At 34.6% G+C, this 20,010-nt stretch carries 21 protein-coding genes; 19 read left to right on the top strand and 2 right to left on the bottom strand.

Translation table 11 applies throughout. From position 1 onward, the window contains the following. Nucleotides 1-22: 22 nt before the first annotated feature. Complete coding sequence (dsbI, locus tag CVULP_RS06715) at nt 23-1,540, bottom strand: disulfide bond formation protein DsbI (RefSeq protein ID WP_099507194.1); 1,518 nt, start codon at nt 1,538-1,540, stop codon at nt 23-25. Nucleotides 1,541-1,550: 10 nt separating this feature from the next. Continuing rightward, nucleotides 1,551-1,718: a disulfide bond formation protein Dba gene (dba, locus tag CVULP_RS06710; RefSeq protein ID WP_004276847.1), complete on the bottom strand. Its 168-nt coding sequence runs from the start codon at nt 1,716-1,718 to the stop codon at nt 1,551-1,553. A gap of 152 nt (nt 1,719-1,870) precedes the next feature. Here dba and CVULP_RS06705 point away from each other — a divergent pair, with 152 nt between their 5' ends. From CVULP_RS06705 to CVULP_RS06615, 19 genes are all read left to right on the top strand, one after another. Continuing rightward, nucleotides 1,871-3,403 carry an ABC transporter substrate-binding protein gene (locus tag CVULP_RS06705; RefSeq protein WP_099507195.1) on the top strand — a complete coding sequence of 511 codons (1,533 nt, stop codon included), beginning with the start codon at nt 1,871-1,873 and terminating at the stop codon, nt 3,401-3,403. After that, complete coding sequence (locus tag CVULP_RS06700) at nt 3,403-4,344, top strand: ABC transporter permease (protein ID WP_099507196.1); 942 nt, start codon at nt 3,403-3,405, stop codon at nt 4,342-4,344. The genes CVULP_RS06705 and CVULP_RS06700 overlap by 1 nt, the downstream gene beginning before the upstream one ends. Beyond that, the gene (locus CVULP_RS06695) at nt 4,341-5,126 is read left to right on the top strand and encodes an ABC transporter permease (RefSeq protein ID WP_099507197.1); all 786 of its coding nucleotides are present in this window, start codon (nt 4,341-4,343) and stop codon (nt 5,124-5,126) included. The genes CVULP_RS06700 and CVULP_RS06695 overlap by 4 nt, the downstream gene beginning before the upstream one ends. Continuing rightward, entirely contained in the window at nt 5,126-5,863 is a 738-nt protein-coding gene (locus CVULP_RS06690) for an ATP-binding cassette domain-containing protein (protein WP_245821562.1), read from the top strand. The genes CVULP_RS06695 and CVULP_RS06690 overlap by 1 nt, the downstream gene beginning before the upstream one ends. Then, nucleotides 5,856-6,512, top strand: a complete 657-nt coding sequence (locus CVULP_RS06685; protein ID WP_099507198.1) for an ABC transporter ATP-binding protein — start codon at nt 5,856-5,858, stop codon at nt 6,510-6,512. The genes CVULP_RS06690 and CVULP_RS06685 overlap by 8 nt, the downstream gene beginning before the upstream one ends. 113 nt (nt 6,513-6,625) lie before the next feature. After that, the gene (locus CVULP_RS06680; RefSeq protein WP_099460908.1) at nt 6,626-7,015 is read left to right on the top strand and encodes an NAD(P)H-quinone oxidoreductase subunit 3; all 390 of its coding nucleotides are present in this window, start codon (nt 6,626-6,628) and stop codon (nt 7,013-7,015) included. Then, complete coding sequence (locus CVULP_RS06675) at nt 6,997-7,500, top strand: NuoB/complex I 20 kDa subunit family protein (RefSeq protein ID WP_004276137.1); 504 nt, start codon at nt 6,997-6,999, stop codon at nt 7,498-7,500. Before CVULP_RS06680 ends, CVULP_RS06675 begins: the two co-directional genes overlap by 19 nt. Beyond that, nucleotides 7,497-8,291, top strand: a complete 795-nt coding sequence (locus CVULP_RS06670; RefSeq protein ID WP_180753027.1) for an NADH-quinone oxidoreductase subunit C — start codon at nt 7,497-7,499, stop codon at nt 8,289-8,291. The genes CVULP_RS06675 and CVULP_RS06670 overlap by 4 nt, the downstream gene beginning before the upstream one ends. Further along, the gene (gene nuoD, locus CVULP_RS06665) at nt 8,292-9,518 is read left to right on the top strand and encodes an NADH dehydrogenase (quinone) subunit D (RefSeq protein ID WP_099507200.1); all 1,227 of its coding nucleotides are present in this window, start codon (nt 8,292-8,294) and stop codon (nt 9,516-9,518) included. After that, the gene (locus tag CVULP_RS06660) at nt 9,515-9,742 is read left to right on the top strand and encodes an NADH-ubiquinone oxidoreductase subunit E family protein (protein WP_099507201.1); all 228 of its coding nucleotides are present in this window, start codon (nt 9,515-9,517) and stop codon (nt 9,740-9,742) included. The genes nuoD and CVULP_RS06660 overlap by 4 nt, the downstream gene beginning before the upstream one ends. Beyond that, nucleotides 9,739-10,416 (top strand): hypothetical protein, encoded by a 678-nt coding sequence (locus CVULP_RS06655; RefSeq protein WP_099460912.1) that lies wholly within the window; start codon nt 9,739-9,741, stop codon nt 10,414-10,416. Before CVULP_RS06660 ends, CVULP_RS06655 begins: the two co-directional genes overlap by 4 nt. Continuing rightward, on the top strand, nt 10,416-12,875 hold the full coding sequence (locus CVULP_RS06650) for an NADH-quinone oxidoreductase subunit G (RefSeq protein WP_099507202.1): 2,460 nt from the start codon (nt 10,416-10,418) through the stop codon (nt 12,873-12,875). Before CVULP_RS06655 ends, CVULP_RS06650 begins: the two co-directional genes overlap by 1 nt. Then, nucleotides 12,868-13,866, top strand: a complete 999-nt coding sequence (gene nuoH, locus CVULP_RS06645) for an NADH-quinone oxidoreductase subunit NuoH (RefSeq protein ID WP_099507203.1) — start codon at nt 12,868-12,870, stop codon at nt 13,864-13,866. Before CVULP_RS06650 ends, nuoH begins: the two co-directional genes overlap by 8 nt. 8 nt (nt 13,867-13,874) lie before the next feature. Next, nucleotides 13,875-14,525, top strand: coding sequence for an NADH-quinone oxidoreductase subunit NuoI (gene nuoI / locus CVULP_RS06640; RefSeq protein WP_099507204.1), 651 nt, complete (start codon nt 13,875-13,877; stop codon nt 14,523-14,525). After that, nucleotides 14,525-15,043, top strand: a complete 519-nt coding sequence (locus CVULP_RS06635) for an NADH-quinone oxidoreductase subunit J (RefSeq protein ID WP_099507205.1) — start codon at nt 14,525-14,527, stop codon at nt 15,041-15,043. The genes nuoI and CVULP_RS06635 overlap by 1 nt, the downstream gene beginning before the upstream one ends. Continuing rightward, a complete protein-coding gene (gene nuoK, locus CVULP_RS06630) occupies nt 15,040-15,336 on the top strand; it encodes an NADH-quinone oxidoreductase subunit NuoK (RefSeq protein WP_099460917.1) in 297 nt (98 codons plus the stop codon). The genes CVULP_RS06635 and nuoK overlap by 4 nt, the downstream gene beginning before the upstream one ends. A gap of 1 nt (nt 15,337) precedes the next feature. Then, nucleotides 15,338-17,128, top strand: coding sequence for an NADH-quinone oxidoreductase subunit L (gene nuoL / locus CVULP_RS06625; protein ID WP_099507206.1), 1,791 nt, complete (start codon nt 15,338-15,340; stop codon nt 17,126-17,128). Then, nucleotides 17,129-18,607 carry an NADH-quinone oxidoreductase subunit M gene (locus CVULP_RS06620; protein WP_099507207.1) on the top strand — a complete coding sequence of 493 codons (1,479 nt, stop codon included), beginning with the start codon at nt 17,129-17,131 and terminating at the stop codon, nt 18,605-18,607. It begins immediately after the preceding gene. After that, the gene (locus CVULP_RS06615; RefSeq protein WP_099460920.1) at nt 18,600-19,994 is read left to right on the top strand and encodes an NADH-quinone oxidoreductase subunit N; all 1,395 of its coding nucleotides are present in this window, start codon (nt 18,600-18,602) and stop codon (nt 19,992-19,994) included. Before CVULP_RS06620 ends, CVULP_RS06615 begins: the two co-directional genes overlap by 8 nt. Nucleotides 19,995-20,010 lie beyond the last annotated feature (16 nt).

Below are 20,010 nucleotides of genomic sequence, written 5' to 3'. Positions count from 1 at the left end.
AGAGGCAATAAGCCCAAAAGGCTTATTTGAGAGTGTAGAGTTTGTTTGAGCCGTCTTGGTAAGATAAGATGTAAATTTTATTATCTTTAAAGAATAGGCTTCTTGCGTTTTTAATCTCACTTGGATAAGCGATGGTTTTTACAACTTCTTCTTTTGCAACATCAATAACGGCTATAACATTATGATTTTTACTTAAAGCGTAAATTTTACCATCTTTAAACGCCATAGAGCTTACATATAAATCACCCAAAGTTTTACCCTCTTTAAGCACTGCTTTTGGACTAAATTCGCCTGAAAGAACTCTATCTTTTAGAGAAACTTTGGAGATGATGAAGTCTTTTGCGTTTTTGTTATTTGGCACTGTGGCTAAATAAAGATAATTTGCATCATTTGTCATACTAGCAACATGATGAAATTTCGCACGCACTGTATCAAGTCTGCCGCGACCTAAATCTTTGCCTTGTCCCTCAAATTTATCCGCTCCTTTAATAAAATCTGCATATTGTAAAACTTCATTGGCATTTTCATTTTTAGCAAATCTTAAGAAAGATTTATTTGAACCCATAAGTAAGAATTTGTCTTGCATATAAGGGATAATGCCTATAATAGGATCAATGGTTGCTGAAAAATAAGGATCAAGTTCAAAAGCACTTTTTATATTGAAATTTTCGTCCATAAATGCAACATCAAATTTAGAACTTGCTACAAATTCGCCGTTTATAAAATCAAGAGTATTGATAGGCTTATCAAAGCTAACATTTTGCTCACTTACAATGTTTAAATTTTCATCAATTTTTGCAAAAGGAGCATTTTGGCTGTCATTATCAAAAACAACGCCTAGTTTTTCGCTTGCAGGGGCGAAGGCATAATCAGGTGCTTTAACATCGCGTTTTCCTAAGAAAGAGATATTTTGCCATAAGCCACTCCAGCCTTTATCACTCCAAATGATGTATTTTGGATTAAGAGTAAATCTTACAGGGTCTCCTTGCCCAACATAAGGAGGCACACCCGTGCTAACAAAAGCTTGAAAAACATTTGAAGCTACGATGAAAGTGCTGATTAAAACAGCCATAAAGCTAAATTTAGTCCATTGTCTAAATTTTTCCTCTGCCATTTCTGTCTCAAATGCACTAAATTTCGGTGCAAAAGCAAAAATCACGCCCAAAATAAGCACCACAGCCCAAAAGACAACTTCAGCCCAAAAATAAGTATGAATTCCAAACACAGCCAAGCCAAAGCCTTGATCTAAGTCTCTGTGAGCGTGATTACCAAAATGGGCAAAAGATTGATAAAGTCCAAAAGCTGTCATAATCAAAAGTGCGGCTAAATACTTACCCTTAAGTCCATAACGCACGATAAAAAGAGCAATAACGCCGATGAAAATCATCGCCTCTCTTTGTCCCCAGCAAAGTGTGCAAGGACTATCCTTTAAAACATAGCCAAAAATTAAATTTGCAATTCCCACAGGCAAAAGTATGATTAAAAAGCCTGCTAAACACATTAGAGTGTAGAAATTTTTTGTTTTACCTAATTCGCACATTTTTACCTCCTTATAAATTTATAGTTGTTAAAAATGCACTGGACTTGTGCCCAACATAATAAAAAATCATAATAGCCCAAGATACCATCACTAAACCAAAAGCAAGTTTCTCTTTTTCTGGTTTTGCTAGAATCAAAATAAGGGCAATTAAAACGAGTAAAAGTTCTAAAAACTCCATTTTGTCTCCTTTGAAATAAAAAGCGTAATTCTATAGAAAGAAACATAAGAAAAAATTAAATTTTATAATTTTTTATAATTTAACCCCCCCCTAGGCTTGTAAGGAATTTTTAATTATTTTATAATCGCACAAAATTTTTTCAAGGAGTTTTTATGAAAATTATTGCGTTAATCTTATGCTTTATTTATGCCTTATGGGCAAGTCCAAAAGATACGCTTATCGTAGCTGTGGAAAATGAGGCGGTGAAAATCAACCCCGCTTATAGTGAAGACCACGATGCTGTGATAGCTTTGATTTTTTCGGGTTTAATTCGCTTTGATGAAAATATGAAAGTCCAGCCTGATTTGGCAAAATCTTGGAGCATTAGTAAGGACGGCTTGGTATATGAGTTTGAGCTTAGAGATGATGTTTTGTGGCACGATGGGATTAAATTTAGTGCTAAAGATGTCAAATTTAGCCTTGAAGCCTTTAAAAATCCTAAGAATAATACCGAAATTTATGTCAATTTTAAGGATATCAAAAGTATAGAGCTTTTGGGAGCTTATAAAATTAAAATCACACTTTCTCAACCTTTTGTCGGCTTTTTGGACTCTTTAAGTGCGGGTATGCTTCCCTCTCATTTGCTTGAAAATGAAAATTTAAATACAAGTAAATTTAATCAAAATCCAGTCGGCACAGGTGCTTTTAAGTTTGAAAAATGGAAAAAAGGCGAATATGTTAGTTTGGTCGCAAATGAAAATTTTCATTTAGAAAAAGTGAAGAGTAAAAGGTTAATTTTAAGGCATATTAACGATGCAAATGTTGTGGCTGCGGAGCTTAAAAATGGTAAAATTGATGCGGCTTTGATTGACTCTTCTTTATTAAAAAGCTTTGAGAAAGATAAAAAATTTAAGATTTTAAGAGAGAAATCGGCTGATTATAGGGCTTTGATGTTTAATTTAGAAAATGAATTTTTAAAAGATAAAAATGTCCGCCTAGCTCTTAATTATGCGATTAATAAACAAGCCATTGTTGATAATATCTTACACGGATACGGCTTCATCGCCTCACATCCTTTAGAGAATTCTTGGGCAGCACCTAAGGAAGTTAAAAGTTATGCTTATGATGTGAAAAAAACTGATGAGCTCTTGCAAAAAGCAGGTTTTAAGAAAAATGAAAAAGGCTTGTATGCAAAAAATGGCAAAATTTTAAGTTTTGACATTTATACGATGAGTAATGACCCCTTACGCGTGAGTTTGGCTGGAATTTTGCAAAGTGAGTTTAAGAAAGTTGGGATAGAAGTTAAGGTGGTAGCTAAACCTGCTGGAAGCTTTGATTATTCTAAGGTTGATAGTTTTTTAATAGGCTGGGGAAGTCCGTATGACCCTGACTTTCATACTTATAGAGTGTTTGAAAGCTCGCAAGATGCAAATAAAAGTCCTTCAGGCTGGAATTTTGGGCATTATAATGACAAAAATGCCGATGAAGCTCTAGAAAAAGCAAGAAATTCTCTAGATGTAAATGAAAGAAAGAAGCATTATGCCGAATTTATTGATGCACTTTATGAAAATCCTCCCTTTATTTTTCTTAGCTATTTAGATTTTGCTTTGGTTTATGATGCGAATTTAAAGGGGATTAAGCCTAGAATTTTAGGACATCACGGAGTGGGCTTTACTTGGAATATTTATGAATGGAGTAAAAATTAGTGTTTAAACGCCTCATTTTTGTGATATTTATCGCCTTTTTTAGCACTTTTTTATGCTTTAGTATGCTGCATTTTAGCAAGGGCAGCATAGCTTATGCAAAAGGCACAAATGCCGTAAGTTTAGAGGCGAAAGGGAGGCTTGAAAAAAGCTTTGGTTTAGATGAGCCTTTGTTGAAGCAATATGGCTCTTGGCTTTTTAAGGCTTTAAGAGGGGATTTTGGTGTGTCTTTAATTTACGGCGAGGAGATTTTTTCTTTGCTTAATGAGCGTTTTTTCAATACTCTTATTTTGAGTTTTGTTGCCCTTTTGATTTTATTCTTTTCTTCTTTGTGGCTTGGAATTTTGTGTTTGCTTTATCCAAATTCATTTTTAGAAAAGTTGATTTATATCCTTAGTATGAGTTTTTTTGCTTTACCTTCTTTTGCTTTATCTTTGGTTTTTATTTTATTTTTTGCGGTATTTTTGCAAATTTTACCAAGCTCAGGCACTGCAGATATAGGCTTTGAAGATGATATTTTAAGTCGAATTAAGCATTTAGTTTTACCCGTTTGTGTTTTAGTAATGTCTCATTTAGCCGTTTTTACACAAGTAGCGAAAACTTCGCTTTTTGAAAGTTACGAAAAGCCCTTTATTTTGAGTGCTTATGCTAGAGGACTTAGTCAAATAAGAATTGTTTTACACTTTACACTTAAACACGCCTTAAGTCCTGTGATTTCATATTTTGGAGCTTGTGCATTGAGCTTTATGATGAGTGCTTATGTAGTAGAGAGTGTTTTTGCTTATGGAGGGCTTGGGAATTTGATGATTGAAAGCATTATTTTTAAGGATTATCCTGTGGTTTTGGCTTTGGTTTTCATAAGCGTTTTGTTGGCAGGTTTTTTTACTTTTTTATCAGATTTAATTTGCTTATTTCTTAATCCTCGCTTAAAGGGTATAAATTGAAAATTTTGTATCTTTTAAGCCCCTTATTTTTAACACTTTTTCTGGCTTTTTTTGCACCCTTATTTAGCTCTTATGATCCAAATTTTGGCGATGTTACCAAACTTCTTTTTGCTCCAAATTTAGAGCACATTTTAGGCACAGATATGTTGGGTAGAGATTTATTTACACGCATACTTTACGCCCTTAAAACCTCTTTTTTTATAGGCTTATTAAGCTCTTTTTTGACCTTAGTTTTGGCACTTCTTTATGTCTTTGTGGCAAGATTATTTTTTTATACCTTTTTTATGCGTTTGCTTGATATGTTTTTGGCTCTGCCTTTTTTGCTTTTGATGATGTTTTTTTCAGGTTTTATAGAAGGAAATAATTTGAGTATGATTTTAATGATAGCTTTGACACATTGGAGTTTTGTGGCGAAACTTTTTGCGAGTGAATTAAAAAGGCTTGAAAATTTGGAATTCTATCAAGCAGCTTTAGTGCTTGGAAGCACGAAAATTAAAGCGTTTTTTAGGGATTTATTACCCCCTTGTTTTTCACTTTTAGCCGTGCTTTTTGTGCTTAATATTGTGCATGCTATTAGCACAGAGGCAACTTTGAGTTTTTTTGGACTAGGGCTTGGTTTTGAAATTGCTAGTTTAGGAAATATTTTAAACGAAGCTTCAAAGGCTGTTTTTATAGGAGCTTGGTGGCTTGTTCTTTATCCGCTTTTGGCTTTACTTATTCTTATTTTACCGCTTTTGGCTTTAAGTGGGTATTTAAGAAAATGTTGGGGTGTGAGCTTATGATTGTTTTGAGGAATTTGAATTTAAGCTACGAAAATACAAAGCTTTTAAAGGATATCTCTTTGAATTTGCAAGGAGGAAAGCATTTGGCGATTATAGGGGAAAGTGGAAGTGGAAAAAGCCTATTTGCTAGGGCTTTGATAGCTTTATTTTCTCAAAATTATCATCTAAATGCTGAGGAATTTTTGATTAATGAAAAAAACCCTACTAAACTTAAAAATAAAGCCTTGCAAGAGTTTAGAAGTGAAGTTGCCTTAATTTTTCAGGACGCACAAAATAGTTTTTATCCTTATCTAAATTTGGGCGATATTTTTCATATCGTTTTAAAAACGCATACAAATTTAAACGCAAAAGAGCGTAAAAATAAAGCTTTTGAATGTATGCAAACGCTCGGTTTAAAAGACTTAGAGCTTTTGTGGCACTCTTTTGCGTATCAACTAAGCACAGGTATGGCAAGACGCATACAATTAGCCCTAGCTCTTTCAAGCTCTCCAAAATACTTAATTTGCGATGAGATTACCACTTCATTAGATAAGCAAAATGAAGAAAAGATGATAGTGCTTTTAAAAGAATTGAAAAAAAATTTAAGCCTTATTCTTATCACACACGACTTCAGATTGCTTTCTTTATGTGATGAGGTGCTATTTTTTGAAAAAGGTAAAGCAAAGCAGTTTAAGGCACAAGAATTTTTAAATTCGCAAAATGCGTGGCTTAAAGCTTATAGGGAAATTTATGCTTGAAGTGCGTCATTTAGCTAAAAATTATCTTTTAAAACGCCATTGGTATCTTAAAAAAGAGCAAAAAGAGCTTTTTAAAAATGTTAATTTTTCTTTAAAATTGGGAGAAAATTTATTATTGTGCGGTGAGAGTGGAGTGGGAAAAAGCACTCTAGCTAGGGTGCTTTGTGGATTGGAAAAACCAAGCTTTGGAGAGGTTTTATATGAGGGAAAAAGTGTGCATTTGGGCAAAAATTTGCATTTTAAAAAAGCCGTGCAATATGTCTTTCAAGACCAAAAATTAGCCCTTAATCCTTATAGAAAAATCAAAAGTCTTGTTGATGATGTGTGGGAGAATTTTTCTTTAAAAAAAGATGAAGAATTTTTACAAGAACTTTTGAAAAATTTAAGTTTAAGGGAGGAAATTTTTAAACTTAAATCGACACAATTAAGTGGCGGAGAGGCTAGTAGAATAGGGCTTTTAAGGGCTTTGCTTTGTTCTCCTAAAATTCTCATTTTAGATGAGCTAACAAGTGCTTTAGATATCTTAAATAGCGTTAAAATTATCGAATTTTTAAAAGAATATCAAGAGAAAAACGCTATCTCTTATATTTTCATCACACATCAAGAAGAATTTTTTAAGAAATTTGACTACAAAAAATATCTTCTTTAATTTTAATTTAAGTTAAAATAGAAAATTCGCAGTTTTTTTATCTTATATAAGTTTTGATTATAGAAAAATTATGTAGAATTTTCATAAACAACTTTTAAGTTTAAGGAAAATGAATGACCCCTATGAGTGTGGAGCACCCTTATTTAGGTATTTTTATAATGCTTGTTTTAGCTAGTATGATATTTTTTGGCTTGGTTTTTTTAGCTTCTAAAATTGGCAACAATTTCGCTGCCAAAAATCGCAAAAGGCTTGGACTTGGAATTTATGAGTGTGGTCCTATCCCTGTCAAACAAGCTAATAAAATCAATTCTCAATTTTTTATTTTTGCATTAATCTTCATCTTGCTTGATATTGAGGTTGTCTTTTTGTTTCCTTGGGCTTTGATTTTTAAGGATTTAGGTTGGTTTGGACTTTTGGAGATTGTGATTTTTCTCGCACTTTTGGCGGTAGGATTTTTATATGCCTATAAAAAAGGAGGCTTTAGATGGCAGAGCATCAAGTAAATTATGCAAGTGGTTTGCCTGTGGTTTTGACAAGCGTGGATAAACTTGTGCAATGGGGCAGAAGTAATTCTTTATGGGCTTTATCGTATGGTTTGGCTTGCTGTGCGATTGAGATGATGGCAGCGGGGGGTTCAAGATATGATTTTGATCGCTTTGGGACGATTTTTAGGGCATCTCCTCGCCATAGTGAGGTGATGATAATTGCTGGCACACTTTGTAAAAAACACGCAGAATTTACGCGTCGTCTTTATGATATGATGCCTGATCCTAAATGGGTTATTTCTATGGGAAGTTGTGCAAATACAGGCGGTATGTTTAATACTTACTCCACCGTGCAAGGTGTGGATAGGATTATCCCTGTGGATATTTATGTGCCAGGCTGTGCACCGCGACCTGAGAGCTTTCAATTTGCCCTTATGATTTTGCAGAAAAAAATTCGCAAAGAAAAAGCCTCGCGTAAAATCCCTCCTAAAAGGCTTGTGTGATGAGAAAATATAGTGATAAGAAAAACGCTCAATTAAAAAATTATTATGAAGATAGATTTTACCACGCTCCACACACTCAAAAATTGCCTGTTGAAAAAAGTGTTTTTGAGGAATTTGAGCTTTTGTTAAAGCAAGAGCTTGAGCTTAAAGCTTCTTTTGTGGAGCTTGATTTTTGGGTGATAGAAATTCAAAAGGAGGATAATCTTAAGGCTTTGACCTTGCTTAAAGGTTTAGGTTTTGAAGTCTTTACGGAGGCGAGTGCCATTGATTTTGTTGCTACAAAAAAGGGTTTTGAACTTTTTTATCAACTTTTAAATTTAAAGCAGAAATTAAGAGTGCGTGTAAAAACCTTTGTCGGCGTTAAAGAAAAGGTGCAAAGTGTCGTAAGTGTGTTTAAGGGAGCTAATTGGAGTGAGAGAGAAATTTATGATATGTTTGGCATTTTTATTGTAGGACACCCAAATTTAAAGCGACTTTTAATGCCTGATGATTGGTTTGGACATCCTTTTTTAAAGAGTTATCCTTTACAAGGTGATGAATTTGCAAAATGGTATGAGATTGATAAAATTTTTGGTAAAGAATACCGCGAAGTTGTGGGCGAAGAGCAAAGAGACCCAGGCTTTGCCGATGATAAAGACACGCTTAATTTTTCAAGGCTTTATCACGAAACGCAAAAAGGTGCTTTGCAAAGCGAAAAATCTTTCAAACAAGAATATCAAGAAGAAAGTGGCGTAGCTTTCGTCAAAAAAGTTAAACGCAATCAAGCCAAAATTTTAGATAAAAGGCGTTAAATGCAAATTCCTAGTAAATTAAAACCCTATTACGAAAATATCGCTTTTGAAAGAGAAGATGCTAAGATGATTATCAATCTTGGTCCTCAGCACCCCTCCGCACACGGAAATTTACGCTTGATTTTAGAGCTTGATGGAGAGCAAGTTATTAAAGCGCGTCCTTGCATAGGTTATATGCACCGCGGTATGGAAAAAATGGCGGAAAATATGATTTATCAAGAATTTATCCCCACAACTGATAGAATGGACTATATTGCTGCTTCGGCAAATAATTATGCTTATTGTGCGGCGGTTGAAAAGCTTTGTGGGCTTGAAATTCCACGCCGTGCGGCTGTGATTAGAATGATACTTTTAGAGCTTAACCGCATTGCTTCGCATTTGCTTTGGCTTGCTACGCACGCACTAGATATTGGGGCGATGAGTGTGTTTTTATATTGTTTTAGAGAGCGTGAGTATGTGCTTGATTTGATAGAAAGATATTGTGGAGCGAGACTGACTCACTCTTCAATGCGTATTGGTGGGGTGATGCTTGATTTACCGGAGGGTTTTTTGGAGGAACTTTTGGCTTTTTGTGCGAAATTTCCAAACGATGTGAAGGATTATGAAGCTCTTTTAGACGATAATAGAATTTGGCGTTTGAGAACTGAAAATATAGGCGTTGTGAGTAAAGAACAGGCGATGAATTGGGGCTGTTCTGGCGTGATGCTTCGTGGGAGTGGGGTGCGTTATGACATACGCAAGGAAGAGCCTTATTTGCTTTATGATGAAGTGGATTTTGGTGTGCCTTACGCTACGCAAGGCGATTCTTATGCAAGATATAAGGTTTATATGCAAGAATTTAGAGAAAGCATTAAAATTCTAATGCAGTGTGCCAAGCTTTATAAGGACACGCCGCCTGAAATTTTGGCAAACCACCCTGAATATGTGAGTGCTTCAAAAGAACAGATTATGACGCAAAATTATTCTTTAATGCAGCATTTTGTTTTGATTACGCAGGGGCTTAAGCCTCCTAAGGGCGAGGTTTATGTGCCAACTGAAAGTCCTAAGGGTGAGCTTGGCTTTTTTATCCATAGTGATGGCACAAGCAGACCTTATCGTTTAAAGGCGAGAACGCCGAGCTTTTGGCATTGTGCCTTTTTTGAAGAAATGCTTGTGGGGAGTTATTTGGCTGATGTTGTGGCGATTATGGGTAATGTAAATATTGTTTTGGGCGAGATAGATAGATGAGACGCGTGGATTTGAGAAATAGCAAGGATTTTTTTGCAGATTTAGCCCGTGTCATTTACGAGGCTAAAGAAAATGAAGTTCTTATTGTGATGTTTGAGATAGGCGATTTTAGTGCGGTTGAGAGGAGCTTTTCCTTTGTGAGAGAGCAAGATTGTGAGCTTTTGAATTCTTTGAAATTTAATGAGGTAGATTGGAGCATAGTGATTAAAAAGGTTAAGCAATGAAAGCTCTTTGTTTTGTCGATATGCTTTCTTTAAAAAATCCACTTTTATGTGAGAATTTAAAGGAGGGTATTAATATATCCTGCCTTGAAGATAGGGCTTTAAAGACGAAGTTTTATAAATGTGAAATTGCAAGTGCGAGTTTTGTTTTAGCTCTTCTTTGTAAGCTTTACAAGCCTTTAGCATTTGAAAAATTAGACGAGGGTTATTTGAGTGCGGAGTCTTGTTTTGGGGAAGATGAGGCTTTAGAGGTGCTTGAGAATCTTAAAAATTATGATACTTTGATTTTTGATGAGGGCTTGAAAAAACATAAAGATTATGGGAATATTCAATATTTTTTAAATTTTTTAAGTAAGGAATTTTATTTAGAGCTTTTGGATAGTTTGGGCGTAAAATGCGACTTTAGCAAAGCTGTTTTAAGTGATTTAAAAGAGCTTGATAATTATGATGGTTTAGTGCTTTTTAATGCACCTTTAAAGGATAAAATGCTCCACGCTTCAAGGCAATTTTTATCCCTTGCTAAGTGTCAAAATGAAGCTTTAGTCGAGCTTTGTGGTGAGGATTTAAAAATAGAAACTAAGATTATTTTAGATGAAAATTTGCAAGGAACAATAGCTTTTTTAAATTATGAAAATGCGAAAGAAAATTTTGTAAAAATAAGGCTAAAGGAATTATAATGAGGGTGAAAATCAACGGAGTAGAATGCGAATTTAACGAGGGTGAAACAATTTTAAATATCGCAAGAAAAAATGACATTTTTATCCCTGCTATTTGTTATCTTTCAGGTTGTAGTGCGACTTTGGCTTGTCGTATGTGTATGGTGGAAGCTGATGGTAAAAAGGTCTATTCTTGTAATACTAAGGCTAAAGATGGTATGGTTGTGGAGAGTGATTTAAGCTCTTTATGGGAAGAGAGAAATGAGATAATGCAAGCATATTGCATTAACCATCCTTTACAATGTGGAGTTTGCGATAAATCGGGTGAGTGTGAATTGCAAAATTTTACCCACAAAGCAAGAGTTAATACCCAAAAGCATTGGATTCAAGATACACATAAGCCTCATAAAGAATGGGGTTTTATCAATTATGACCCCGCACTTTGCATAGTGTGTGAGCGTTGTGTGACCGTGTGTAAGGATAAAATCGGCGAAAGTGCCTTAAAAACAACCCCAAGGGGTGGAGCGGCTGTGGATGCGACCTTTAAGGAGAGTATGGGAAAGGACGCTTATGCGATTTGGACGAAATTTCAAAAAAGCCTCATTGCTCCAGCGACTGGAGATAAGCTTGAGTGTTCAAGCTGTGGAGAATGCACGAGCGTTTGTCCCACAGGAGCTTTAATAGGGGCGAAATTTCAATACACTTCAAATATTTGGGAGCTTAAACGAATCCCCGCTTCTAATCCACACTCAAGTGATTGCGAATTGCTTTATTATGACATTAAGCAAAGTGGTATAGCTGTGCAAAAGCCTAAAATTTATAGGGTGAGTAATGACTTTTCCTTTGCGAGTTTAAATAAGGCTGCAAGATATGGATATGATACGCAAAATGAGGCACAAAAAGATGAAAAAGCTTTCAAGCTTTTATGTGAAAAGATTCAAAATGGCGTGATTAAAAATATTAAATTTAATAGCTTTATTACCAATGAAGAGGCTTTAATTTTACAAAATTTAAAGAAAAAATTTGACCTTCGTTTGCTCAATGATGAAGCCTTAAAATTTAAGGAATTTTTAGAAGAATTTCATCAAAATGCTGGTGAGTTTTACGCGGCAAGTAGCGAGGATATTACAAAGAGTGATTTTATCGTCGTGGCCGGGACGCTTTTGCGTTATGATGCGCCAAGTCTAAGTTATAAAATCAATAATGCCTTAGTGATGAATAAAGGCTCGGGGCTTTATTTTCATCTTTTTAAAGATAAGGGCGTGGAAAAATATTCTAAAAACTTTCTTTCTTATATACATAAAAGTGGGGAGGAAGAGCAAATTCTTTATTATTTACTTCAAAAATTTAGCACAGATGAAACGCTTAAAGAACGCTTAAATTCTTTTTTTGTGGAAGAAGAAAAAGAGATTGAAGAAAGTATTAGTGAAGAAGTGAGTGAGATAATAAGCGAAACAAATGAGGCGGGTGAGATTATCGAAAAAGAAGTGAAAAAAAATATCACTAAAAAAATTAAGAAAAATATCCCTATAAAGCGTAGTTTATTTGCTAAAAATTTGGGGCTTGATGAGGATAAAATGGAGGATTTGCTCCTTAAAAAGTCGCATTTTACTTTAGTTGTGGGAAGTGATTTTTATTTCCATAAAAAGGCAAAAAAGCTTGCTCGTCTCCTTGCTCTTATCCAAAAAACAACGCCTTTTAAGGTCTTTTTAAACCCTACACATACGAATACTTTAGGTGTAGCTTTGCTTTGCGATTTGGATAAAGAAGCTCAAAATGGCGAAATTTTGGGTTATAACGAAAGGGGAGATTTTAGCTTTTCTTATGAAGAGTATTGTGATTTGGCAAGTTCAAGTCTCAATCAACAAGAAGGCACCTTTGTCAATTATGATAAAAGAATCGTTCCAACCAATGCCGCTTTAGAATTTGAGGGCTATTTTTTAAACGATGTGGCAAATGCTTTAGGTTTTGAGGAGGAATTTACGATTCATTACACGCAAAAACTTCCTATTAATAGAGGTTTTTCTCCTATTGCTTTTGATGATTTAGAAAATTTTTATACCAATGGCGGGGAGAATCAAAGAGGCTATTTGCTTGATTTATCTCAGTATAAAAAAACATCAAATTTAAACTATGAAGAGCCTGAATTTAAGGCTTTAGATTTGGATAATTCTCTTTTACTTTATAGTGCAAATCCTAGTTATCAATTTGGTCGTTTTTCAAATCGTGCAAGTGCCTTAAATGAGGCGATTTTTTTAGGACTTAGTGAAGATTTGGCGACTAAATTTGGGGTTAAGGATAGAGATTTGATTAGACTTAACTTAGAAAATGAAAGCTTAAATTTAAGCGTGAGGGTAGATAAGGATTTAGTGGGAGTGGCTTATTTGCCTTATTTTGATGAAAAGATAGATACCTTAAGCTTTTTTAAAGAAAGAATTACAAAAGCAAGTTTAGAAAAAATAGGGGGAAGTGATGAGTGAGCTAGGTTTTTTCATCTTAGAAAGTGTCATTAAATGTTTGTTTGTTTTGGCTGTTTTTGCGACTTTGGCAGGGTTTGCGACCTATGCTGAAAGAAAGGTTTTAGCATATTTTCAAAGAAGAATTGGACCTGATATGGTGGGACCTTTTGGACTCATTCAACTCGTAGCAGATATGATAAAACTTTTTACAAAAGAGGACATTATCCCATCACATTCGCAAAAACTCATCTTTGCTATCGCTCCTTTAATTGCTGCGATTTGTGCCTTTGTATCCTTGGCGGCTATTCCTATGCTTCCAGAATTTACACTTTTTGGACACACGATACGCCCTATTATTGCGGATATTAATGTAGCCTTACTTTTTGTTATCGGCACTTCAGGGCTTTGTTTTTATGCGATTTTTTTGGGCGGACTTGCAAGTCATAATAAATACTCCATCATAGGCGGTGCAAGGGCTTTGGTGGCTATTATTTCTTATGAGAGTGTGGGAGCGTTAGCTTTGATAGCTGTGGTGATGCTTGTGGGTTCTTTTTCTTTGATTGAGATTAATAATTATCAAAATGATGGCTTTTTATCCTGGCTGATTTTTAAGCAACCTTTAGCTTTCGTGCTTTTTGTCATCGCCCTTTTTATAGAAACAAATCGCACTCCGCTTTGTTTAACCGAAAATGAAGCAGACATTGTTTCAGGCTATGGCACGGAGTATTCGGGACTTCGTTGGGGTATGTTTTTCATCGGTGAATATACTTCGATGATAGCAGGAGCGATTTTAATCACGCTTTTATTTTTAGGTGGATTTAATGATTTTTATTTTATCCCGGGTTGGATTATGATGATTTTAAAATCAAGCTTCATTTTCTTTTGGTATTTTTGGGCTAGGGCGGCTTTTCCGCAACTTCGCCCTGACCAAGTGATGAGAATGTGCTATTTGATTTTAATTCCTTTAGCGGTTTTAAATCTCTTAATCACCGCCTTGTTTGTGTTAATTTAGGAGTGATGATGAAAAATTATTATTTAGTCGATGAAAAAAGGAAAAATCCTCAAAGCACTTGGGAGAAAATAACAAGAGCCTTAAAACGCAGTGTGAAATTAGAGCTTTTTGTGGGTTTGTGGGTTGTGATGCGTGAAATGCTTAAAAAGGGTAATTCCGCAACCATTAAATATCCTTTCGAAAAAGTTAAAATAGACAATCGCTACCGCGCTGTGCATAGGTTAATGCGTTTTATAGAAAGTGAAAATGAAAGATGTATAGGCTGTGGGCTTTGTGAAAAAATTTGCATTAGTAATTGCATTAGAATGGAAACTTCGATAGATAGCAATGGACGCAAAAAGGCAAATAATTATAGTATTAATTTGGGGCGTTGCATTTATTGTGGTTTTTGTGCTGAGGTGTGTCCTGAACTTGCCATTGTGCATGGGATAGAATATGAAAACGCCGCTGAGCAAAGATCTTATTTTGGCTACAAAGAGGACTTTTTAACGCCCATTGATAAGCTTAAAAATCAAGTCGAATTTGAGGGTGCAGGCAGTCTTAGAAAAGATGCAGATAATTTTGTGAAAAAAACGCCTCAGTATTATGAAATTTTACAAAAAAGAGAGCAGGATTTGTGTGATGATACAAACTGCACTTTACCTAAAGGAGAAGCGTAATGATAGAACAATTATCCTTTATAATTTTTTCTGTGCTTATTTTAGGCTTTTTTTTAGTTGCTGTTTTGAGTAAAAATATGCTACACTCTCTTTCTGCTTTAGCGGGGGGAATGGTATTTTTATCAAGTTTTTATTTTATGCTTGACGCGGAGTTTTTAGGCGTGATACAAATCATCGTTTATAGTGGGGCTGTGCTTGGAATTTATAGCTTTGCAATGATATTTTTTGACGCTTCGAAAAATTTTAAAGAAAGATTGAAATTTAAAAAAAGTTTTTTTGTTTTAATTAGTCTTAGTTTGGTGGGGCTTTTTGCAAGTTTTATGAGTTTTAAATTGAGCTCTGTAAATGTGGATTTGCCATTTATTGACACAGCCTTATTTGATTTAAATAAGCAACTTGCTTTTGCAATTTTTTCTAAATATTTATTAGCTTTTGAATTTATAGCCCTTTTGCTTTTGATTGCTCTTGTTTGTGCGATTGTTTTAACGCATAAAGAACTTATTAAGGAAAAGCAATGATAGAAAAATATCTTTTTATAGCTTTATTAATGTTTATTATAGGACTTGTAGGTATTTTAAGAAGACAAAATCTCATTATGCTTTTTATCTCAAGTGAGATTTTACTCAATGCTGCAAATTTGGCTCTTGTTGCTGGCTCAAAAGTCCATAATGATCTCAACGGGCAAGTTTTTGCCCTTTTTGTAATGGCAATCGCTGCAGCAGAAGTGGCTGTGGGCGTGGCTTTATGTGTGCTTTGGTATAGAAAAACAGGCACTTTAGAGTTAAAAAGCTTAAAAGAAGTGGAGAATTAATATGCAAAATTTAGCTTTAATTTCTCTTTTTGCACCTTTTGCGTCCTTTTTGCTTGCTAGCATTTTTGCTTTAAAGCAAAGAAGTATTTTACTTGGCTTTGCCTGTTCTTTACTTATTGCTTTAAGCACGATTTCTTCTTTGATTTTGTTTTTTGAAAATGCGAGCTTTAATCTTACGCTTTTTGAATGGTTTATAGGTGTAAATTTTGGTTTTGACATTGATGCTGTGTCTTTGAGTATGATGAGCGTTGTCGGTATAGTAGCGACTTGCGTGCATTTTTATAGTATTTTTTATATGGAAAAAGACGAGGGATTTAATAAATTTTTTGCCTATCTTGGACTTTTTGTTTTTTCTATGCTTTTTTTGGTAATGAGTGATAATTTCTTAGGACTTTTTGTCGGCTGGGAAGGCGTTGGACTTTGCTCTTGGTTACTCATTGGCTTTTGGTATCATAATGATAAATATTCTTTTGCGGCAAATGAAGCCTTTATTATGAATAGAATCGCTGATTTGGGTATGCTGCTTGGAATTTTCTGGCTTTATTTACAGGTTGGCACACTTAAATATAGCGAGGTTTTTGCTATGGTTAGTAGCCTTGAACATAATGCTTTAATACTCATTGCAAGCTGCCTTTTCATCGGTGCTATGGGAAAATCCGCACAATTTCCACTTCACACTTGGTTAGCCGATGCTATGGCGGGACCTACGCCCGTTTCAGCACTCATTCACGCTGCAACTATGGTAACAGCTGGGGTGTATTTGGTTATTAGGGCTGGGGGGATATATGACTTAGTTCCTGAAGTTGGGTATTTAATAGCTATTTTAGGTGCTTTTGTGGCACTTTTTGCCGCTTCTATGGCTTTAGTAGCTAGAGATTTAAAACGCATTATTGCTTATTCTACCCTTTCGCAGCTTGGATATATGTTTGTAGCAGCTGGACTTGGTGCTTATGCTTTGGCTTTGTTTCATTTAGCTACACACGCCTTTTTTAAATCTTTGCTGTTCTTAGGTGCTGGTAATGTGATGCACGCGATGAACGATGAGCTTGATATTAAAAAAATGGGCGGATTAGCTAAGCCTTTAAAAATCACTGCTATTTTTATGACCATTGCTTCTTTGGCTTTGGCTGGAATTTATCCTTTTGCGGGTTTTTTCTCCAAGGATTTGATTTTAGGCTATGCTTTCATTAGCTTTCATCACGGAATTTTTCTAACACTTTTAATTGCTGCTTTTATGACGGCTTTTTATAGTTTTAGACTTTTAATGCTAGTTTTTTTTACGCCTAAAAGACACAGCGCTCATCCGCACGAAGCGAGTAAAATCGCTCTTTTAGCTATGAGTCCTTTGGTGATTTTAGCTTTTGTTGCGGGTTTTTTTGAGCATAGTTTTTTAGAGTATCTTAGCACTAAGCTTGTTTTTATTGACGCACAAAATGGCTTAGTGATGATTTTAGCAAGTGTTGCTGCGGTGCTTGGTGTGTTTTTGGCGATTTTAGCATATAAATTTTCTTGGTTTAAAGAAAGTATCGAGCAAAAAAGTGTGTATAAGCTTTTACAAAATGACTATTTTATCCCGCGTTTTTATCATCAATTTTTGGTTTCAAAATACGCTTCATTGTGCGAAGTGGCAAGGAAATTTGACATAGAATTGCTTGATGGTTGTGTAAGGGCAATGAGTGCTTTCGCATTTAAACTTTCTCAAAAAATTCTTATGCCAAATAGCCTTAGTTTAATGCTTTATTTTATAGTAGGAGCTTTTGTGATTTTACTTCTTTTGGTATGGGGGGTTTAAATGTTAAATATTTTAATTTTCTTTCCTTTACTGGTCGCTTTTTTAAGCTTTTTTTTGGGGCGTGGTGGGATTAAAATTTTTAGCGTTGTGGCGAGTTTGCTTGTTTTAGGACTTAATGGACAAATTTTTTACGATTTTTTGCAGGGAGTGAGCTTTGAGAGTCATTTTAACTTAGGCTTTGCGAAATTTTTTAGTTTTCATATTGGTGTTGGTGCTATATCGTTGAGTTTAATGCTGCTTTGCTCTTTGATGATTTTTTTAAGCTTTTTGTTTTTGAGGGTTGAAAATAAGGCGATTGTGAGTGCAATTTTCATTTTAGAATTTGCGATGATGGGGCTTTTTAGTGCACAAGATGCCTTGCTTTTTTATATTTTTTGGGAATTTTCACTCTTGCCTTTGCTTTATATTTTGGGTGTTTATGGTAGGGATTTTAAGGCAGGGATTAAATTTTTCATTTATGCTTTCGCAGGTTCTATTTTAATGCTTGTAGCTATACTTTATCAGGCTTATTTGACCCAGCAAGTTTTAGGAATTTTCACCTTTGATTTAGAACTTTGGAAAAATAATGTTTCTGTAACCCCACTTTCACAGCAAATTGTGCTTTTTTTAGCCTTTTTTGTAGCTTTTGCGATTAAAGCACCTCTATTTCCTCTACACACTTGGGCGCCTAAGGTTTATGCAAATTCGCCCATTTTGGTACCTGTAATGCTTGTAGCCTTTAAAATGGCACCTTTTGGCTTTTTGCAATTTTGCCTACCACTTTTTCCTGATGCAAGTGTAGTTTTAATGCCTTTTGTGTTAATTTTATGTATGATTAGCGTTGTATATTGCGCGATGATAGCTTTTAAAACTAGAGATTTAAAAGAGCTTATTGCTTATAGTTCGATTTCTCACATTGGCATTATGGTGGCTGGAATTTTTACTTTTAGCATTTTAGGGATTAGTGGGGCGGTTTTTTATATGTTTGCTCACGGTTTGGTTACGGGAACTTTGTTTTTATTGGCACATCTTTTGGTTAAAAAATATGGCACTAGTGAGCTTAAATTTTTGCATTCTTTATCAAGTAAGGCTCCGGGTTTTTCGATTTTCTTCGCTTTGCTTTTACTTGCCAGCGTGTCTTTGCCTTTGACTATATCTTTTGTGGGAGAGTTTTTAGTGCTTTTAGCCTTAGCTAAAATTAATATTTTCTTAGCTTTGTTTGTGGGGCTTGTAGTGATTTTAGGTGCGATTTATATGTTAGCAGTATTTAGAAAAATCTTTTTTATGCAAAAAGAAAGTGAAATTGCTAGTTTTGGACTTAAAATTCGAGAAATTTTAGCTTTAATCCCTGTTATTGCTTTAATTTTTTATCTGGGCATAGCTCCAAATATTTTATTAAAACCCTTGCAAGATGAAGCTAAATCTTTGCAAGAGACGATGTATTTAAGAGCTTTAGAGCAAAAAAATGTGAATTTTTTAAGAGGAGGGCGAGATGAGTGAATTTTTAAATGGAGTTGATTTAAATATTGAATTAGCCTATCCCTTTTTATTTTTAATCGCTGTGGCTATCGTTTTATTGCTTTGTTCGGCTTTTTATCGTTTTAAGGCAAATTTTTATGCTAGTTTAAGCCTTTTAGCTTTAATGGTTAGCTTTTTTTTAGAACTTTCTAATGTCAATGCTTTTGGCTTTAATTCAAATGCTTTTTTAGGCACTTTAAATAATGACATTATCGCCTTTTATGCACAATGTGTCATTTTGCTTTTTTCTTTTTTATATCTTTTAATGGACAAAAAAGACCATATTGGCGAATTTTATGCTTTGTTTTTATTTATGATAGCCTCTTTAATGCTTATGGTTTCAAGCTCAAATTTACTTTTGATTTTCATCGGGCTTGAGGCTTCTTCTTTGGCTCTTTATACACTTATCGCAATGCAAGGAAATCGCAATGCCATCTCATCGGCACTTAAGTATTTTAGCGTTGCGGCTGTTGGGAGTGGATTTTTCGTTTTAGCTTGTGCTTTTATTTATTTTAAAACGGGTAAATTTGATTTATCTTTAAGTTTAAATAGCGGATTGAAGGACATTTGGCTTTTGAGTGCTGGGGTGCTTATTTTTGTTCTTTGTGCCATTAAACTTTCTTTAGCTCCTTTTCATTTTTGGTTGCGTGATGTGTATTATGCGAGCCATTCTAATTTGGTCGCTTTTATTTCTGTTGTGCCTAAAATAGCAATGTTTGCTGTGCTTATAAGACTTTTTGATTTTTTCAATTATGTAGAATTTGGCACTATCATTGCCGTTTTAGCTGTTTTTTCTATGATAGTCGCTTCCTTAGCAGCCTTGAGTCAAAAAGATGTGAAAAAGATGTTTGCCTATTCTTCTGTGGTGCATTCTTCTTTTGTATTAGTCGCACTTGTGCCTATGTTAAGTTTTGAATTGGGAGATGATTTAAATTTTGTATTTTGGGTAGTTTTTGGTTACTGGATTTTGTTTGCTTTTGCGAATTATGGTGTTTTTTTAATTTTAAGCACCTTGCAAAAAAGTTCTTTTGAGACTTTAAATTCTTTACTAAATGTCAAACCATTTTTAGCTTTTGCTTTGGGATTTTGTGTGCTTTCTTTGGCTGGAATTCCTCCTTTGGGACTTTTTTGGGGCAAATTTATGGTGCTAAAATCTTTGGTAGAAAATGATTTGGCATATTTAGCACTTTTTGTGGCTTTAGCTTCTGTATTAATGCTTTATAATTATTTAAAAATCATCATTCATTCTTTTTTTGTGAGAGGAAAGATTGTGGGAAAAGATCTTTATAAAGATTTAAAATGGGAGCAAAAATTAGCTCTAATGCTTTGCATTATCGTAAATGTTTTTGCATTGTTGTTGATGTTATAAGAGTTTTGATATAATT

Origin of the sequence: Campylobacter vulpis (assembly GCF_014217995.1) — a bacterium.
Taxonomy (GTDB): domain Bacteria; phylum Campylobacterota; class Campylobacteria; order Campylobacterales; family Campylobacteraceae; genus Campylobacter_D; species Campylobacter_D vulpis.
This window is presented reverse-complemented; position numbering and strand designations above follow the sequence as displayed.

Excerpts from the sequence above, each read along its gene's own strand:
- CVULP_RS06655 (WP_099460912.1), top strand. The coding sequence starts at position 9,739 with ATGAAAGCTCTTTGTTTTGTCGATATGCTTTCTTTAAAAAATCCACTT.
- nuoD (WP_099507200.1), top strand. The coding sequence starts at position 8,292 with ATGCAAATTCCTAGTAAATTAAAACCCTATTACGAAAATATCGCTTTT.
- CVULP_RS06680 (WP_099460908.1), top strand. The coding sequence starts at position 6,626 with ATGACCCCTATGAGTGTGGAGCACCCTTATTTAGGTATTTTTATAATG.
- nuoK (WP_099460917.1), top strand. The coding sequence starts at position 15,040 with ATGATAGAAAAATATCTTTTTATAGCTTTATTAATGTTTATTATAGGA.
- dsbI (WP_099507194.1), bottom strand. The coding sequence starts at position 1,540 with ATGTGCGAATTAGGTAAAACAAAAAATTTCTACACTCTAATGTGTTTA.
- CVULP_RS06615 (WP_099460920.1), top strand. The coding sequence starts at position 18,600 with ATGAGTGAATTTTTAAATGGAGTTGATTTAAATATTGAATTAGCCTAT.
- nuoI (WP_099507204.1), top strand. The coding sequence starts at position 13,875 with ATGAAAAATTATTATTTAGTCGATGAAAAAAGGAAAAATCCTCAAAGC.
- CVULP_RS06705 (WP_099507195.1), top strand. The coding sequence starts at position 1,871 with ATGAAAATTATTGCGTTAATCTTATGCTTTATTTATGCCTTATGGGCA.
- CVULP_RS06675 (WP_004276137.1), top strand. The coding sequence starts at position 6,997 with ATGGCAGAGCATCAAGTAAATTATGCAAGTGGTTTGCCTGTGGTTTTG.
- nuoL (WP_099507206.1), top strand. The coding sequence starts at position 15,338 with ATGCAAAATTTAGCTTTAATTTCTCTTTTTGCACCTTTTGCGTCCTTT.
- CVULP_RS06685 (WP_099507198.1), top strand. The coding sequence starts at position 5,856 with ATGCTTGAAGTGCGTCATTTAGCTAAAAATTATCTTTTAAAACGCCAT.
- CVULP_RS06660 (WP_099507201.1), top strand. The coding sequence starts at position 9,515 with ATGAGACGCGTGGATTTGAGAAATAGCAAGGATTTTTTTGCAGATTTA.
- nuoH (WP_099507203.1), top strand. The coding sequence starts at position 12,868 with ATGAGTGAGCTAGGTTTTTTCATCTTAGAAAGTGTCATTAAATGTTTG.
- CVULP_RS06620 (WP_099507207.1), top strand. The coding sequence starts at position 17,129 with ATGTTAAATATTTTAATTTTCTTTCCTTTACTGGTCGCTTTTTTAAGC.
- dba (WP_004276847.1), bottom strand. The coding sequence starts at position 1,718 with ATGGAGTTTTTAGAACTTTTACTCGTTTTAATTGCCCTTATTTTGATT.
- CVULP_RS06650 (WP_099507202.1), top strand. The coding sequence starts at position 10,416 with ATGAGGGTGAAAATCAACGGAGTAGAATGCGAATTTAACGAGGGTGAA.
- CVULP_RS06635 (WP_099507205.1), top strand. The coding sequence starts at position 14,525 with ATGATAGAACAATTATCCTTTATAATTTTTTCTGTGCTTATTTTAGGC.